A 16,659-nucleotide genomic window follows, 5' to 3' on the forward strand; every position below is an offset into this window, starting at 1 on the left:
ATCTGTATCGGGGGATTTCGGGTCGCGACCGGCACTTGACACACAGTCCGCATGAACGACGAAGGAGTTGCTGATGACTGAGATCACACGGGACGTGCTCATCGTGGGCGCCGGAGCGGCAGGGCTCACCGCCGCCAACGACCTGCGCAAGGCCGGGCTCTCGGTCGCCGTGCTCGAAGCGCGCGATCGCGTCGGCGGGCGGCTGTGGACCGACGTCATCGACGGAGCGATGCTCGAGATCGGCGGACAGTGGGTGTCGCCGGATCAGGATGCTCTGAAGGAGACCATCGAGGAGCTCGGTCTCGCCACCTACAGCCGCTACCGCGAGGGGGAGAGCGTCTACATCGGCCCGTCAGGGGAACTCACCCGTTTCACCGGTGACATCTTCCCCGTCGCGCCGGCGACCGAGAAAGTCATGGTCGACCTGATCGAGAAGCTCGACGACATGGTCGCCGAACTGGACCCTGACCGTCCATGGGAGCATCCAGATGCCGAAGCCCTCGACGAGATCTCGTTCGAGGCGTGGCTCGAACAGGAGACGGACGACCAGGAGGCGCGCGACAACATCGCCCTCTTCATCGCCGGAGCCATGCTCACCAAGCCCGCGCACGCCTTCTCCACACTGCAGGCGCTGCTGATGGCAGCATCCGCCGGCAGCTTCTCGAATCTCGTCGACGCCGACTTCATCCTCGACGAGCGCGTCATCGGCGGCCTCCAGCAGGTGCCGCTGCTGCTCGCGGAGCGACTCGGCGACGACGTGCTGCTGAACCAACCGGTGCGATCGCTGGAATGGGCCCCTTCCACAGGGTCGGGGAACGGCGGGGTGACGGCCACGACGGATGACGTGACGGTCAGGGCGCGATTCGCGATCCTCGCGCACGCACCGGTGCTCTACAACCGCATCTCATTCGTACCGCCGATGCCGCGAAGACAGCATCAGCTGCACCAGCACCTGTCGATGGGTTTCGTCATCAAGGTGCACGCCGTCTACGACCGCCCGTTCTGGCGTGAGCAGGGCCTCAGCGGCACCGCGTTCAGCCCGTACGAGCTCTCGCATGAGGCCTACGACAACACCAACCACGCGGATGAGCGGGGGACCCTCGTCGGATTCGTCTCCGACAAGCACGCCGACGGCGTCTTCGAGCTCAGCGCCGAAGAGCGCAAGGAGCGCATCCTCGAGTCCCTCTCGCACTACTACGGCCCGGAGGCGAAGAGCCCCGTCGTCTACTACGAGAGCGACTGGGGAAGTGAGGAATGGACGCGCGGAGCGTACGCCGCGAGCTTCGACCTCGGAGGCCTCCACCGCTACGGCAAGGACCTTCGCACCCCCGTCGGCCCGATACATTTCGCGTGCAGCGATCTCGCCGGTGCCGGCTACCAGCACGTGGACGGCGCCATCCGTATGGGGCACCTGGTCGCCGCCGACATCGTGGAAGCGAGCCGCTCCACCAGTGCAGCGGCCGTCGGTGCGACGTCGGGGAGCGCACGATGAGCGGCGCGATCGTCGTCGGGTACACCGCGACGGATGCCGGCGCCGATGCGGCAGCTCTCGGCGCGCGCCTGGCCCGAAGCCTCGGTGCCCGGCTGCATCTGGTCATCGTGCTCCCCTCCGAGGGAACCAGAAGCGCGGCCGTGCCTCCGGAGCGCGCGTACGAGGACGTCATCCGCGCTCAGGGCAAGAAATGGCTCGCCGACGCCATGGCGAGCCTTCCCAAGGAGATCACTCGCAGCGGGCACGTGCGTCTCGGAGAATCATTCGCCGAAGGCTTGATCGCCGCGGGGGAGGAGTTCGGTGCCCGGCTGATCGTCGTCGGCGCAGCGGAGGGCGCAGGCTTCGGACGGCACAGGCTGGGAGGCGTGGCATCCGCACTCGTGCACTCATCACCGATCCCGGTCGCACTCGCGCCGGCGGGGACCGCGCAGCAGCCCGCTGACGTCGTCCCACGGATAACGGCAGCGCTCGGCACACGTGCCGGCGCCGATGTCCTGCTCGACGAGGCCGTCGCGATGTCGACCGACAGCGGTACGCCGCTGCGACTCGTATCGCTCGTGCCGTTCGATGTTCCGCCCGGCCTCGACACCGGCGCGATCCGCGTCGTCGCGGGAGGCCACGCCGATGAGGTGCTGGCCGCAGCCAAGGCGGCATTGCCGGTGCACGTGGCCGTGTCGGCCGAGCAGGCACCGGGGGAAAGCGTCGAGGATGCCGTCACCCAGCTTTCCTGGCTGCCGGGCGAAGTCGTCCTGGTCGGATCGAGCCGGCTCGCCCAGCCGCGCAGACTCTTCCTCGGCTCCACCGCGGCGAAGATGCTGCGCGTGCTTCCCGTTCCCATGATCGTCGTGCCACGCACCCGCACGGGTGCCCAGGTCGAAGGAGACCGCGCATGAGCACCACACCCCCGACCACCGACTCCGCGCCCGAACCGGCCCCCGTCACCGGAGGCCTGTCCCAGAAGGGGCTGAGCGCTGGGACGGTCGGCCTGATCGGCGCCGTCGTCATCGGCATCTCGTGCATCGCGCCGGCTTACACTCTGACCGCGGCACTCGGCCCGACCGTGTCCGAGGTCGGATTCCAGGTGCCGGCGATCATCCTGATCGGCTTCATCCCGATGCTCCTGGTTGCCTTCGGCTATCGCGAGCTTAACCGGTCGATGCCCGACTCCGGCACGTCGTTCACCTGGGCCGCACGCGCTTTCGGGCCGTGGGTGGGATGGATGGCCGGCTGGGGACTGATCGCCGCGACCATCCTCGTCCTCTCCAATCTCGCCGGCATCGCGGTCGAGTTCCTGTTCCTGCTGATCGATCAGATCGCGGGCAACCCCGGCACGATCGCCGAGCTCGCGTTCAACCCCTTCATCAACGTCGCCGTCTGTCTGCTCTTCATGCTCGGCGCGACGCTCGTGTCATACCGTGACATGCAGACCACGCAGAAGCTGCAGTACTACCTCGTCGGCTTCCAGCTGCTCGTGCTGCTCGTCTTCTCGGTCACGGCGTTCGTGCAGGTGGCCCAGGGCAATGCGTTCGACGCGAGTCCGATCGAGCTGAGCTGGTTCAACCCGTTCGCGGTCGGATCGGTCGGAGCGATCGTCGCCGGACTCTCGCTGTCGATCTTCATCTTCTGGGGGTGGGACGTCACCCTCACGATGAACGAGGAGACGAAGAACCCCGAGAAGACCCCCGGGCGCGCTGCGACTCTCACGGTCATCACGATCGTCGTCCTCTACCTGCTGCTCTCGCTCTCTCTGCTGTCCTTCGCTGGTATCGGCACCGGCGCGCTCGGGCTCGGAAACGAAGACATCCAGAGCAACGTCTTCTTCTACCTGTCAGGGCCCATCCTCGGCCCGCTCGCCTTCCTCGTCTCGCTCGCTGTGCTGACGAGTTCGGCGTCGTCCCTGCAGTCGACCTTCGTCTCGCCCGCGCGCACACTGCTGGCGATGGGGCACTACGGTGCTCTGCCTTCGCAGTTCGCCCGGGTCAGCCCGCGGTTCTTCACACCGGGGTATGCGACGATCATCGCCGCCGTCGTGGCATCCGCGTTCTACGCCGTCATGCGCTTCATCAGCGAGGACGTCCTGTGGGACACCATCACCGCACTCGGCATGATGATCTGCTTCTACTACGGCATCACCGCGTTCGCCTGCGTCTGGTACTTCCGCAAGCAGTGGTTCGACTCGGCGCGCACGTTCTTCTTCACGCTGCTGTTCCCGCTGGTGGGCGGCATCATCCTCGCTGCACTGTTCGTGATGACGCTGGTCGACAGCATGAACCCCGACTACGGCAGCGGATCCAACATCGCGGGCGTCGGCCTCGTGTTCATCCTCGGGGTGACCGTGATCGTCCTCGGCATCCTCATCATGATCTGGCAGGCGATCAAGCGCCCGGCGTTCTTCCGCGGTGAGACCCTCGCCATGGATGCTCCGCCCAGCCTGCGACGTCGCTGACACCCGTCCCATCCCGCACAGAAAGAGAGCACGATGACCACTGCACCCGATGAGAAAGCCCTCCTGGAACGTGTCCCGACGGGACTCTTCATCGGCGGGCAGTGGGTGGAGGCCACCGGTGGGCGCACCTTCGACGTGCGCGACCCCGCGACCAACGCCGTGATCCACTCCATCGCCGACGCGACACCTGACGACGGCATCCGCGCGCTCGACGCCGCAGCCGAGGCGCAGCAGTCGTGGGCGGACACCCCCGCGCGTACCCGCAGTGACATCCTGCGTCGGGCGTTCGACCTGGTGCAGGAGCACAAGGAAGACCTCGCGCTGCTGATGACGCTCGAGATGGGCAAGCCTCTCGCAGAGTCGCGCGGCGAGGTCGTCTATGGCGGGGAGTTCCTGCGGTGGTTCAGCGAGGAGGCGGTGCGCATCGCCGGCCGGTACGGATCGAACCCTGAGGGCACGGGACGAATGATCGTCTCGCAGCGTCCGGTCGGGCCCTCGTTCTTCATCACCCCGTGGAACTTCCCGTTCGCGATGGCGACGCGCAAGATCGCGCCGGCGCTCGCCGCCGGATGCACGGTGGTGATCAAGCCACCGGCATTGACTCCGCTGACCACGATGTTCTTCGTCTCGCTGCTGGAGAAGGCGGGGCTTCCGGCCGGCGTCGTCAACGTCGTGCAGACCTCCTCGTCCTCCAAGCTCTCGGCGCCGATCATCGCCGACCCTCGGCTGCGCAAGCTGTCCTTCACCGGCTCGACCGAGGTGGGCCGGAAGCTCATCGCGCAGGCTGCAGAGGGTGTGCTGCGCGTCTCCATGGAGCTCGGCGGCAATGCCCCGTTCGTGGTCTTCGACGACGCCGACCTCGACAAGGCGGTCGACGGTGCGATGATGGCGAAGTTCCGCAACATCGGTCAGGCGTGCACAGCGGCGAACCGATTCATCGTGCACGCGGACGTCGCGGAGGAGTTCGCGCGTCGCGTGACGGAGCGTGTTCAGGCGATGAAGATCGGACGAGGCACCGAGGAAGGCGTCACGATCGGTCCTCTCATCGACGCGGATGCCGTGGCGAAGGCCGGCGAGCTCGTCGAGGATGCTGTCGGCCGAGGTGCGAAGCTGCTCGCAGGCGGGCATTCGATCGACGGGGAGGGCACGTTCTTCGAGCCGACAGTGATCACGGAGGTGGTGGCCGGCAGCGACATCCTCCGCGAGGAGATCTTCGGCCCCGTGCTGGCGATCGCCACCTTCACGGATGAGGCCGAGGGCGTGCGCCTCGCGAACGACACCGAATACGGACTCGTCTCCTACGTGTTCACCGAGGACCTCGCCCGCGGGCACAGGATGATCGACGCGCTCGAGACCGGCATGATGGGCCTCAACGTGGGCGTCGTCTCGAACGCCGCAGCTCCGTTCGGCGGCGTCAAGCAGTCGGGGATCGGCCGCGAGGGCGGCCTCGAGGGCATCCACGAGTACCTGTCCACGAAGTACACCCTGATCCCGAACTGAAACGCTCCGAAGACGACCGAGAGGACCGCGACCATGACCGACTACGCCGTCATCAACCCCGCGACGGGGGAGACCCTGTCCGAATACGACACCTTCACCGACGCGCAGATCGACCAGGCGATCGCCGCCGCGGATACCGCGCATCGCGGCTGGTCGCGATCCTCGGCGGTCGCCGAACGTGCCGCACTCGTGCGTCGCGCGGCAGAGCTTCATCGCGAACGCCGCGAGGAGCTCGCCGACATCTTCGTGCGTGAGATGGGCAAGCCTCGCGAGGCGGCACTCGGCGAGGTCGACTTCGCCGCCGACATCGCCGAGTACTACGCGGACCAGGCGGAGACGATCATGGCCGACCAGCCGATCGCGATCCTCGGCGAGGGCTCGGCGATCATCCGGCGCGACTCGCTGGGACCGCTGCTGGGCATCATGCCGTGGAACTTCCCGGCATATCAGATCGTACGGTTCGCGGCTCCCAACCTCATCGTCGGCAACACGATCCTGCTCAAGCCCGCCCCGCAGTGCCCTGAGTCCTCGAGCGCGATAGCGGAGATCTATCGCGATGCCGGCTTCCCGAGCGGCGCGTATCAGAACGTGCTCGCGACGAACGAGCAGATCGCCGACATCATCGCCGACCCGCGTGTGCAGGGCGTCTCGCTCACCGGATCCGAGCGGGCGGGCGCTGCCGTAGCCGAGGTCGCGGGGCGCAATCTCAAGAAGGTCGCGCTCGAGCTGGGAGGATCAGACCCGTTCATCGTGCTGTCCACCGACGATCTGGATGCCACGGTGCAGGCCGGTGTCGATGCGCGCCTGGACAACAACGGCCAGGCCTGCAACGGGGCGAAGCGCTTCATCATCGTGGACGACCTGTACGACGCGTTCGTCGAGAAGTTCGTCGCACGCATGTCGATCGTGCCTGCGACGGATCCCATGCAGGACGACACGGTGCTCGGTCCGCTCGCGTCGCTCGCGGCAGCGGAGCACCTGCAGAAGCAGGTGGACGGTGCCGTCGAACAGGGCGCTTCGCTGCTCACCGGAGGCACTCGCGACGGTGCCTTCTTCGCCCCGACCGTGCTCGCGGATGTGACCGCGAAGATGGACGTGTACCGCGAGGAGCTGTTCGGCCCTGCCGCCGTCGTGTATCGCGTGGCGGACGAGGACGCAGCGGTCGAGCTGGCGAACGACACCACCTTCGGCCTCGGCTCCTATCTCTTCACCACCGACCCAGAGCAGGCGGAACGGGTCGCTGACCGTATCGAAGCGGGCATGGTCTACGTGAACCTCGTGCTCGCCGACAGTCCGGAACTGCCGTTCGGGGGCGTGAAGCGCAGCGGTACGTCGCGCGAGCTCGGTCACCTGGCTGCCGACGAGTTCGTCAACAAGAAGCTCATCCGCACTGCCTAGGAGCGGAATCCGCGGAAGCATCCATGCGCGCTACCGTGGACGCATGAAGGTCGAACGAGTCTCGCGCACACAATCTGTCGTGGACGGGCTGCTCGATGAGATCATCGCCGGACGGCTCGTGGCCGGAGAGACTCTTCCCGCCGAGGCCGATCTCGCGACCCTCCTCGGTGTCTCTCGGCTCACGCTGCGAGAGGGTGTTCGCCTGCTGCAGGCGCAAGGCGTCATCGTCGCGGTGCCCGGCAGTCGGCACAGGGTGGCCCCGGTCGATGAGTGGACAGGGCTCGAAGCAGTGGTGCGGTTGGCTCGCAGCGGGGGAGCGCGGCGTCGTTCGTCGCTCGATCTGATCGACATGCGCGTGATGTTCGAGACCGGCGCCGCCGAACTCGCCGCGCCGCGCTGCACCGACGAGCACATCGCGCAACTCGAGAGCAGGCTCGAGCTGATGCGCACAGCCCATCACAACGGCGATGTCCCCGGATTCGTGGATGCTGATCTCGCGTTCCACGATGTGATCTTCGCCGCGGCGGACAACCGCATCCTCGTCGCATCCGTGCGCCCCCTCACCACGATGCTGCAGGACTCGCGCACCGAGACAAGCTCGGTGCGCGACATCCGCGAACATGCGATCGCCGAGCACGCGGCGGTGCTCGAGGCGATGCGCACGCGTTCTGCGGATGCCGCGAGGGAGGCCATGGCGAGTCACATGCGCCAGACTCGCGACGATCTACTGCACTACGTGCTGGGCGAGTAGACGCGACGATTTTGCCCGGGAACCCATAGGGCGTACCCTCGTTATCTGATATCGGATAACGCTTCCGAACCTCTCGTATTCACTCCGCGACACCCTCTGAACGAAGGAGTTCCTGTGCACGTCGATGCGCTTCTCGCCTCGCTGCCGGCATCCGTCGAGATCGACGCCGCCGAGGTCCGTGCCGCTCTCGATCCGCACGGCGTGCTCGTCGTGCTGGACGACGATCCCACCGGAACGCAGTCGGTCGCCGGGCTCCCCGTGCTCACCAGGTGGGAGTACGAAGACCTCGCGGGCGCATTCGCGACCGGCGCTCCGGCCGTCTACGTGCTGACGAACACCCGATCGCTCGATGAGGACACGGCCGCCGCGCGCAACCGTGAGGTCGTCGCGGTCGCCATGGCCGCGGCATCCGATGCCGATCAGCGCGTGACATTCGTCTCCCGGAGCGACTCGACGCTCCGCGGTCACTTCCCACTCGAGACCGACGTGCTCGCCGAGGAGATCGTCGCGCACGGCGGCAAGGCTCCGGATCTCGTCCTGATCATCCCCGCCTTCCCCGACGCCGGTCGCATCACCGTCGACTCGGTTCACTACTGGGTCACGGACGGTGAGGCGACCCCCGTCGGCGAGACGCCGTTCGCCGCCGACGCCACGTTCGGGTTCGCATCGTCCGATCTGCGCGACTGGGTCGCCGAGAAGACCGAAGGACGTGTCGCGTCCGATGAGGTCGCCGCTCTCACGATCGACGTCATCCGGTCGGGAGTCGACGCCGTGGCGTCCTTCCTCCGCGAAGCGCCCGCCGGGTCAATCGTGGTCGTCGACGTCGTGGACGAGACCGACATGCGCGTCCTCGCGCTCGCGCTGCACCGCATGCGTGATCGCGACGTGCTCCTGCGCGTCGGCCCGCCCTACGTGCGCGCCCACATCGGGCAGGAGATCGCCGAGCCCGTCGCCGCCGCGGACATCCCGTTCGCGTACGACCGCGGCGGACTCGTCGTGGTCGGCAGCCATGTCCCGCTCACGACGCAGCAGCTCGCCGAGCTGCGTCGTCAGCGACCGGACACCATCACGATCGAGCTCGACGTGCGTCAACTGATCGACGACCGCCGCGAAGCGCACCTCGAGGCCCAGGCGCGAGCAGTGGCGGAGGCGCTGGCTTCAGGATCGGTCATCGTCCACACCACGCGCGAGCTCGTCACCGGCGCGGACGGCGACGAGAGCCTCGACATCGCCCGCAAGGTCTCCAGCGGAGTCGTCGACCTGGTGCGTCGAGTGCGTGAGATCGCACCGCCCCGTTTCGTGATCGCCAAGGGCGGCATCACATCCAGCGACGTCGCGAGCGAAGCGCTCGAGATCCGCCGCGCCACCGTGCTCGGACCGATGCTCCCCGGCATCGTCTCGCTGTGGCAGCCGGAGACCGGACCCGCCGTCGGCATCCCCTACATCGTCTTCGCAGGAAACGTGGGAGACACGGATTCTCTGGCGCGTGTCGTCGCGACCCTCGCCGACGCCAACTGACAAACGAAAGGACAAGAGATGACCTCCACTGTCGCCGTCATCGGGCTGGGAGCAATGGGCCTGCCCATGGCCACACGCCTCGCCGAGCGCTTCGAGGTGCGCGGCTTCGACATCGCAGCCGCGCGCGTCGCGCTGGCTGCGGAGAAGGGCGTCACGCCGACGGATTCCGCTGCGGACGCCGTCGCCGATGCTCAGGCCGTGCTCGTCGCCGTGCGCACCGGAGCACAGCTCGACGATCTGCTCTTCGGAGAGACCGGCCTCGCAACGCACCTGGCCGAAGGCGCGGTCGTCATCCTCACCAGCACGGTCGGCACCGACGGCATCGCCGAGATCGCCGCACGGCTCGCCGAGCACGGCGTTCAGCTCGTCGACGCCCCGCTCTCGGGCGGACCGGTGCGTGCAGGCGAAGGCGATCTGCTGATCGTCGTCGGAGCGAGCCAGGCAGCCCTGGAGATCGCGCGTCCCGTACTCGAGCAGCTCGCATCGACGCTGTCGATCGTTGGCGACAAGCCGGGCGACGGTCAGGCTCTCAAGACGGTCAACCAGCTGCTGTGCGGTGTGCACATCGCCGCCGCCGCCGAGGCGCTCGCCCTCGCCGATGCCCTCGGTCTCGATCGTGAGAAGACGCTCGAAGCGCTCACCGCCGGCGCCGCGAACTCGTTCATGCTCGGCAACCGCGGCCCCCGCTCATTGCAGGCCTACGACGAGGGCGGCGCTGAGGTGCTCAGCCGCCTGGATATCTTCGTGAAGGACATGGGCATCGTGGGCAGCGCTGCGCGCGCCGCGCACCTCTCGACCCCCGTCGCGAACGCCGCAGAACAACTGTTCCTGCTCGGCGAGGCACAGGGGCTCGGCGCTCGCGACGACTCCGCCGTGATCCGTGTGATCGCCCCCGAACGACTCTCGTGACCCACTATCGACCCCGGCGCATCCGCGCCGCGTAACACACTGAAAGAAGAGACCCAGTGACGCTCCCTCTTCCCGCGCTGATCGCGATCGGAATCGCAGGCCTCGCCCTGCTGCTCCTGCTGATCATCCGCTTCAAGATGCAGGCCTTCTACGCCCTGATCCTCGTCTCGATCATCGTCGGGCTCGCCGCCGGTCTTCCGATGACGACGATCGCCGCGACGGAAAGCTCCCCCGAACAGCTCGGCATCATCCAGGCGATCATCGCGGGGGTCGGCGGAACACTCGGCTCCGTCGCAGTGCTCGTCGCCCTCGGCTCGATGCTCGGCAAGATCATCGAGCTCTCCGGTGGCGCCGAGTCGCTCGCCGGAACCTTCACGAAGTGGCTCGGCCCGAAGAGAGTGGGCATCGCTCTGGTGATCGCCGCCGCGATCCTGGCCATCCCGGTCTTCTTCGACGCCGGATTCATCATCCTCGTGCCGATCATCTTCGCCTTCTCGAAGGTCGCAGGGCTCAACCCGATCAAGTTCGGTCTCCCCGTCGCGGGCATCATGCTCGCGGTGCACGTCGCGGTCCCGCCGCATCCGGGCATCGTCGGCGGCGCGACCATCCTCGGCGCCGACATCGGCTGGGTCACGATCTTCGCATTGCTGATCTCCATCCCGTTGGCGGCTCTGTCGTTCTGGGTCGGCAAGCTCATCAACCGCCGCGAGTTCGCGATGATCGAGGCGACGAAGGAGATGTTCGACAGCTTCGGCAACGATCAGCCGTCCTCGAACGCGGGGCTCCGCGACGGCGAGAAGGCGCCAAGCGCCTTCACCGTTCTCGGGCTCATCCTTCTCCCGCTCGTGCTCATCATGCTGGGCACGGCTGTCGCGCCGGCATTCGAGGTCGGGAGCTTCTGGAACAGCTTCCTGTCGATGATCGGTCAGCCCATCTTCGCGCTCATGGTCGCGATCGCCGCGGCGATGTTCTTCCTCGGTGTGCGTCGCGGGTGGTCGGCTGCGAAGCTCGGCGAGGTCATGGAATCGGCCTTGCCCGCTGCTGCCGTCATCATCCTCGTCACGGGTGCCGGTGGCGCTTTCGGCCGCATCCTCACCGAGACCGGCATCGGCGGTGCTGTCGCCGAACTGCTCGCAGGATCGGGCATGCCGCTACTGCTCGCCGCGTTCCTCATCTCGTTGATCATGCGTGCCGCGCAGGGCTCGGCCACGGTGGCCATCACGACCACGGCCGGTCTCCTTCTGCCGTCGGTCGCAGTGCTGGGGCTCGACACGATCCACATCGCGCTCGTCGCGGTCGCGATCGGATACGGGGCCCTCGGCCTCAGCCACGTCAACGACTCCGGGTTCTGGGTCGTCACCCGCTACCTCGGGCTGTCGGTGAAGGACGGCCTCCGTACCTGGACGCCGCTGACCACGGTCCTCGGTGTCGCCGGGTTCCTCCTCACCTGGCTCACGTATGCAGTCATCCCGATGAGCTGACGACCGTCGAATGCGGGGCCCTCGGAATCCGGAGACGGATGCCGAGGGCCCCGCCCCGTCTGTCCTGGGCTGGCGTAGCGTGGACGTATGGTCACTGTCGCTGAGAACATGGTCCGCACGCTACGAGCCAACGGCATCGACCGGGTGTACGGCATCCCCGGCGATTCGCTCAACGGCTTCACGGATGCCCTGCGCAAAGACGGCACGATCCGCTGGCTGCATGTGCGCCATGAGGAATCAGCCGCGTTCGCTGCTGCGGCGGATGCCGGGCTCACCGGCGACCTCGCGGTGGTCGCCGGATCGTGCGGTCCAGGCAACCTCCATCTGATAAACGGACTGTTCGACGCCAACCGCTCGCGCGTCCCGGTGCTCGCGATCGCCGCGCACATCCCCACGAGCGAGATCGGCACCGGCTACTTCCAGGAGACGCATCCCCAGGAGCTGTTCCGCGAGTGCAGCGTGTACGTCGAATACGTCGCCGATCCGGTCCAGATGCCGCGCATCCTCGAGATCGCGATGCGCGAGGCCGTCGAGAAGCGCGGGGTCGCCGTGATCGTGATCCCTGGCGAGGTCGCCCTCGCCGATGTGCCGGTCGACCGCGCCACGGTCATCACGCGCGCGCATCCCGTCGTCGTTCCTAACCCGGGCGAGCTCGAGAAGGCCGCCGAACTGCTGAACGCGGCGAGGAACGTGACGATCCTCGCGGGAGCCGGGGTCGAAGGAGCGCATGACGAGGTGGTCGCGCTCGCCGACCGCCTCGGCGCACCCATCGTGCATGCTCTGCGCGGCAAGGAGTTCATCGAGTACGACAACCCGTTCGACGTGGGCATGACCGGGCTGCTCGGCTTCGCCTCCGGGTTCCGGGCGATGGAATCGGCGGACACGCTGCTGGTGCTGGGCTCGGACTTCCCCTACCCGCAGTTCTATCCGGAAGACGCCACGACGATCCAGGTCGACATCCGGGGCTCGCAACTCGGCAAGCGGCATCCACTCGATCTGGGCCTCGTCGGCGATGTCAAGGCGACCGCTGAGGCGCTCCTCCCGCGGATCGCGGAGAAGTCGGATCGTTCGCATCTCGATGACGCCGTCGCGCACTATCGCAAGACGCGGGCGAAGCTCGATGAGCTCGCGGTGCCGGCCAAGGGAAAGAACCCGATCCACCCGCAGTACCTCGCCCGCCTCATCGACGAGGCAGCGAGCGACGACGCGATCTTCACGGCCGATGTCGGTTCGCCCACAGTGTGGGCGGCACGCTACCTCACGATGAACGGTCGGCGCCGTCTCATCGGCTCGTTCACTCACGGATCCATGGCGAACGCGCTCATGCACGGCATCGGAGCGCAGACCGCGGCGCCGGATCGGCAGGTCGTCGCCCTGGCAGGCGATGGCGGACTCGCGATGATGCTGGGCGAGCTGATCACGCTCACGCAGAATCGGCTGCCGGTGAAGACGATCGTGGTGAACAACTCCTCGCTCAACTTCGTGGAGTTGGAGATGAAGGCTGCCGGGTTCGTCACGTACGCGACCGACCTCGAGAACCCCAACTTCGCGGCCGTCGCCGAGGCGCTGGGCATCTTCGCACGACGGGTGGAGCGCAGCGAGGATCTTCCGGATGCCGTGCGCGAAGTGCTCGCTCACGATGGGCCGGCACTGCTCGACGTCGTCACGGAGCGCCAGGAGCTGTCCATGCCGCCCGCGATCACTGCCGAGCAGGTCAAGGGCTTCGCGCTCTACGCGATCCGCACCGTCATGTCCGGCCGCGGAGACGAACTGCTGGATCTGGCCAGGGCGAACTGGCGGCAGCTGTTCTGACGACACGCGCCCCTGAGCCTGCGGAACGCGTCGCGGTTCGCCGGGGCACACAGCATGCCGTACACTGGACAGGCAGTTGTCTGCATTCTTTTTCCATGCCCGCGGGTGTGGGGCAGATGCAGATCCAGGGGCCTCACGGTCTCTAGGGCGGTAGCTCAATTGGCAGAGCAGCGGTCTCCAAAACCGCAGGTTGCAGGTTCGATTCCTGTCCGCCCTGCGCGTCAGCGCGATGCTGACACACGAAAGGTACATTCAGGATGGATCAGGACGAACCGCGCGGCGAAGTCGTCGCGGCAGGCGGCGCTGCCAGTGTGAAGAAGCTCGGCTTCTTCGGCCGGATCGCGCTGTTCTTCCGTCAGGTCATCGGCGAGCTTCGCAAGGTCGTCACACCCACGCGCAAGGAACTGTTCAAGTTCACCGGCGTCGTGCTGGTCTTCGTGGCGATCATGATGGCCCTGGTCTACGGTCTGGACACCGCCTTCTCGTGGCTGACGGCCCAGGTCTTCGGAGTGCCGCAGTAAGCGTCACCCCCGCGGTTGCGACCGCAATGATTGGAAAGAAATAACGTGTCTGAACGATATTCCGACGACGCCGACTGGGCGACCGCTGCGGAGCAGTCCAGCGAGGACGACGAGGCGCAGGAGGGCAATGTCCTCTCGGCCGAAGAGCAGTCCTCCTCTGCTGCAGAGCACGTCGCTGTCCACATCGAGAGCGACGCGGAAGACCTGAGTGAAGAAGGCACGGAAGACATCGACATCGACGACCCGGAGGCGGACGCGATCGTGAACGACGCTCTCAACCTGGACGAAGCGGCAGAATCTGAAGCTGCCGCTGAGGTCCTCAACGACGGAGTGGCCGAAGAGGCCGCAGATCTCGAGGCGGCATCCGCCGAAGAGGTCACCCCCTACGACGGCCCCGACGTGAACGGCGATGAGGATGCCGTGAACGAGGAGGCAGCCGACGCTGCAGACGAGAATGCGGAGGAAGACCCCTACGAGGCCTTCCGCATGGACCTGCGCATGATGCCGGGCAAGTGGTACGTCATCCACTCCTACGCCGGTTTCGAGCGCAAGGTGAAGGCCAACATCGAGCAGCGCAAGTCGACGCTCGAGGTCGAGGACGACATCTACCAGGTCGAGGTCCCGATGGAGGACGTCGTCGAGATCAAGAACGGTCAGCGCAAGATGGTCACGCGCGTCCGGATCCCCGGCTACGTTCTCGTGCGCATGGAGCTCAACGAAGACACCTGGTCCGTCGTCCGTCACACACCAGGTGTCACGGGCTTCGTGGGCAACGCTCACAACCCGACGCCGCTGCGTTTCGAAGAGGCCTTCAACATGCTGAAGGCGCTCGTCGAGGTCAAGGACGTCCCGACCGCGAAGAACGTCCAGTCCAAGGGCGGCGTCGCTGTCGCTCGCTCGATCCCGGCCGAGGTCGACTTCGAGGTCGGCGAGACCATCACGATCAAGGAAGGCTCGTTCGCAGGCCTTCCGGGCTCGATCAGCGAGATCAAGCCCGAGAGCGGCAAGCTCACGGTGCTCGTCTCCCTCTTCGAGCGTGAGACCCCGGTCGAGCTGTCGTTCGACCAGGTCACCAAGATGAACTGACGTCGATCTTCTCGAAACGGCCATCCTTCGGGGTGGCCGTTTCGTCGTTCCACGCACCCGCCGACATCGGGTAGACTTACGTGGTTTGTGTGTGCGCTTCGGCGTGCACGAAACAGCACCGCGGTTCGGAGATGCCGGATCGTGGGAGATCGGATGCCACGGCATCCGTTCGATGAGAGGAAAAGACAATGGCACCAAAGAAGAAGGTGACCGGCCTGATCAAGCTTCAGATCAACGCCGGCGCCGCCAACCCGGCCCCGCCGATCGGCCCCGCGCTCGGTCAGCACGGCGTGAACATCATGGAGTTCTGCAAGGCGTACAACGCAGCGACCGAGTCGCAGCGCGGCAACGTCATTCCTGTGGAGATCACCGTCTACGAGGACCGCAGCTTCACGTTCGTCCTGAAGACCCCGCCGGCCGCAGAGCTCATCAAGAAGGCAGCCGGTGTGCAGAAGGCATCGGCTACGCCGCACACCGTCAAGGTCGGCAAGATCACCAAGGACCAGGTCCGTCAGATCGCCGAGACCAAGCAGGCTGACCTGAACGCGAATGACATCGAGGCCGCCTCGAAGATCATCGCCGGCACCGCCCGCTCCATGGGCATCACGGTCGAGGGCTGAGGAGAACAATCATGACTAAGTCCAAGGCTTACAACGCTGCCGTCGCGAAGATCGAGGCAGATCGTTTCTACACTCCCACCGAAGCAGTCGCTCTGGCCAAGGAGACCGGCTCGGCGAAGTTCGACTCGACCGTCGAGGTCGCGCTGAAGCTCGCCGTCGACCCGCGCAAGGCGGACCAGATGGTGCGCGGCACCGTCATCCTCCCGCACGGCACCGGCAAGACCGCCCGCGTCATCGTGTTCGCCACCGGCCCCGCGGCCGAGGCAGCCATCGCCGCAGGTGCGGATGAGGTCGGCGGCGCCGAGCTCATCGAGAAGGTCGCCGCAGGCTGGACCGACTTCGACTCGGCCGTCTCGACGCCGGAACTCATGGGACAGGTCGGTCGACTGGGTAAGGTGCTCGGCCCCCGTGGCCTCATGCCGAACCCGAAGACCGGCACCGTGACCCCGAACACGGCGAAGGCCGTGGAGGAGATCAAGGGCGGAAAGATCGAGTTCCGCGTCGACAAGCACGCCAACGTGCACTTCGTCGTCGGCAAGGCCTCGTTCACCGCTGAGCAGCTCGATGAGAACATCGGCGCTGCCCTCGAGGAGATCGTCCGCCTCAAGCCGTCGAGTGCAAAGGGCCGTTACATCCAGAAGGGCGCAGTGTCGACGACGTTCGGCCCTGGCATCCCGCTGGACGTCAACGCCATCTGAGCATGACAAGAAGGGCCCCTGTCATTGAGACAGGGGCCCTTCTTCGTGCCTTCGGGGGGCCGCCGGCGGATCGCTCGGCCTCGCGCGCGAGCGAGACACGCCCGGGGGGCGGGCAGGATTTGCCGCGTCCCGGGATCCCGCGTAAGTTATTACTTGTTCGCCCCACAGGGAAGCGGAAAGGCCAAGTGCCTCACCCCCCTCAAGCGGAAGAACAACTCCCGAACTCCTTCTCTCACTTGAGAGTGTGGACGCTTGCGTCTAGGATAGAGAGTCCCACCTCATGGGTCGCGGTCATCGGCTGCACATCGGATCTGAGATCCGAAGCGCCGATTTGACAGGCTCCGCGAGGCGGGTAAGATTGAGAAGTTGCCCTTCGGGCCTGGTTGTGATGACTGGGTCGGGGGAGCGTCCGATCCTTGAGAACTCA

Annotated in this window: 14 protein-coding genes and 1 tRNA gene; all 15 read left to right on the forward strand. The window is 66.5% G+C overall.

Annotation, left to right across the window (positions count from 1 at the left end):
- Positions 1 to 73: 73 nt before the first annotated feature.
- Positions 74 to 1,492 carry a flavin monoamine oxidase family protein gene (locus ACP7AR_RS17410; RefSeq protein WP_426188537.1) on the forward strand — a complete coding sequence of 473 codons (1,419 nt, stop codon included), beginning with the start codon at positions 74 to 76 and terminating at the stop codon, positions 1,490 to 1,492.
- Positions 1,489 to 2,385 (forward strand): universal stress protein, encoded by an 897-nt coding sequence (locus ACP7AR_RS17415; protein WP_426188539.1) that lies wholly within the window; start codon positions 1,489 to 1,491, stop codon positions 2,383 to 2,385. The genes ACP7AR_RS17410 and ACP7AR_RS17415 overlap by 4 nt, the downstream gene beginning before the upstream one ends.
- Complete coding sequence (locus ACP7AR_RS17420; protein ID WP_426188541.1) at positions 2,382 to 3,938, forward strand: APC family permease; 1,557 nt, start codon at positions 2,382 to 2,384, stop codon at positions 3,936 to 3,938. Before ACP7AR_RS17415 ends, ACP7AR_RS17420 begins: the two co-directional genes overlap by 4 nt.
- A gap of 33 nt (positions 3,939 to 3,971) precedes the next feature.
- Positions 3,972 to 5,438, forward strand: a complete 1,467-nt coding sequence (locus ACP7AR_RS17425) for an NAD-dependent succinate-semialdehyde dehydrogenase (RefSeq protein ID WP_426188543.1) — start codon at positions 3,972 to 3,974, stop codon at positions 5,436 to 5,438.
- 33 nt (positions 5,439 to 5,471) lie between these two features.
- Complete coding sequence (locus ACP7AR_RS17430) at positions 5,472 to 6,836, forward strand: NAD-dependent succinate-semialdehyde dehydrogenase (protein ID WP_426188545.1); 1,365 nt, start codon at positions 5,472 to 5,474, stop codon at positions 6,834 to 6,836.
- A 43-nt stretch (positions 6,837 to 6,879) separates the two neighbouring features.
- Positions 6,880 to 7,587 (forward strand): FadR/GntR family transcriptional regulator, encoded by a 708-nt coding sequence (locus tag ACP7AR_RS17435; protein WP_426188547.1) that lies wholly within the window; start codon positions 6,880 to 6,882, stop codon positions 7,585 to 7,587.
- A 114-nt stretch (positions 7,588 to 7,701) separates the two neighbouring features.
- The gene (locus tag ACP7AR_RS17440; protein ID WP_426188549.1) at positions 7,702 to 9,105 is read left to right on the forward strand and encodes a four-carbon acid sugar kinase family protein; all 1,404 of its coding nucleotides are present in this window, start codon (positions 7,702 to 7,704) and stop codon (positions 9,103 to 9,105) included.
- 18 nt (positions 9,106 to 9,123) lie between these two features.
- Complete coding sequence (locus ACP7AR_RS17445) at positions 9,124 to 10,014, forward strand: NAD(P)-dependent oxidoreductase (protein ID WP_426188551.1); 891 nt, start codon at positions 9,124 to 9,126, stop codon at positions 10,012 to 10,014.
- Between the two features lie 56 nt (positions 10,015 to 10,070).
- On the forward strand, positions 10,071 to 11,495 hold the full coding sequence (locus ACP7AR_RS17450) for a GntP family transporter (RefSeq protein ID WP_426188553.1): 1,425 nt from the start codon (positions 10,071 to 10,073) through the stop codon (positions 11,493 to 11,495).
- Between the two features lie 87 nt (positions 11,496 to 11,582).
- Positions 11,583 to 13,307 (forward strand): ubiquinone-dependent pyruvate dehydrogenase, encoded by a 1,725-nt coding sequence (gene poxB, locus ACP7AR_RS17455; RefSeq protein ID WP_426188555.1) that lies wholly within the window; start codon positions 11,583 to 11,585, stop codon positions 13,305 to 13,307.
- 144 nt (positions 13,308 to 13,451) lie between these two features.
- Positions 13,452 to 13,524 (forward strand) — tRNA-Trp (locus ACP7AR_RS17460).
- A gap of 40 nt (positions 13,525 to 13,564) precedes the next feature.
- Positions 13,565 to 13,828, forward strand: a complete 264-nt coding sequence (secE, locus tag ACP7AR_RS17465) for a preprotein translocase subunit SecE (RefSeq protein WP_426188557.1) — start codon at positions 13,565 to 13,567, stop codon at positions 13,826 to 13,828.
- 45 nt (positions 13,829 to 13,873) lie between these two features.
- Positions 13,874 to 14,914 carry a transcription termination/antitermination protein NusG gene (nusG, locus tag ACP7AR_RS17470; RefSeq protein ID WP_426188559.1) on the forward strand — a complete coding sequence of 347 codons (1,041 nt, stop codon included), beginning with the start codon at positions 13,874 to 13,876 and terminating at the stop codon, positions 14,912 to 14,914.
- Between the two features lie 188 nt (positions 14,915 to 15,102).
- Positions 15,103 to 15,534 (forward strand): 50S ribosomal protein L11, encoded by a 432-nt coding sequence (gene rplK, locus ACP7AR_RS17475; protein WP_144792427.1) that lies wholly within the window; start codon positions 15,103 to 15,105, stop codon positions 15,532 to 15,534.
- 8 nt (positions 15,535 to 15,542) lie between these two features.
- The gene (gene rplA, locus ACP7AR_RS17480) at positions 15,543 to 16,232 is read left to right on the forward strand and encodes a 50S ribosomal protein L1 (RefSeq protein ID WP_188435684.1); all 690 of its coding nucleotides are present in this window, start codon (positions 15,543 to 15,545) and stop codon (positions 16,230 to 16,232) included.
- Positions 16,233 to 16,659 lie beyond the last annotated feature (427 nt).

The sequence above is a fragment of the Microbacterium sp. TWP3-1-2b2 genome, assembly GCF_049896145.1.
Lineage (GTDB): Bacteria > Actinomycetota > Actinomycetes > Actinomycetales > Microbacteriaceae > Microbacterium.

Coding starts and splice junctions, on each gene's coding strand:
- ACP7AR_RS17445 (WP_426188551.1), top strand. CDS start 9,124: ATGACCTCCACTGTCGCCGTCATCGGGCTGGGAGCAATGGGCCTGCCC.
- ACP7AR_RS17415 (WP_426188539.1), top strand. CDS start 1,489: ATGAGCGGCGCGATCGTCGTCGGGTACACCGCGACGGATGCCGGCGCC.
- secE (WP_426188557.1), top strand. CDS start 13,565: ATGGATCAGGACGAACCGCGCGGCGAAGTCGTCGCGGCAGGCGGCGCT.
- ACP7AR_RS17430 (WP_426188545.1), top strand. CDS start 5,472: ATGACCGACTACGCCGTCATCAACCCCGCGACGGGGGAGACCCTGTCC.
- ACP7AR_RS17425 (WP_426188543.1), top strand. CDS start 3,972: ATGACCACTGCACCCGATGAGAAAGCCCTCCTGGAACGTGTCCCGACG.
- ACP7AR_RS17410 (WP_426188537.1), top strand. CDS start 74: ATGACTGAGATCACACGGGACGTGCTCATCGTGGGCGCCGGAGCGGCA.
- rplK (WP_144792427.1), top strand. CDS start 15,103: ATGGCACCAAAGAAGAAGGTGACCGGCCTGATCAAGCTTCAGATCAAC.
- ACP7AR_RS17435 (WP_426188547.1), top strand. CDS start 6,880: ATGAAGGTCGAACGAGTCTCGCGCACACAATCTGTCGTGGACGGGCTG.
- ACP7AR_RS17420 (WP_426188541.1), top strand. CDS start 2,382: ATGAGCACCACACCCCCGACCACCGACTCCGCGCCCGAACCGGCCCCC.
- poxB (WP_426188555.1), top strand. CDS start 11,583: ATGGTCACTGTCGCTGAGAACATGGTCCGCACGCTACGAGCCAACGGC.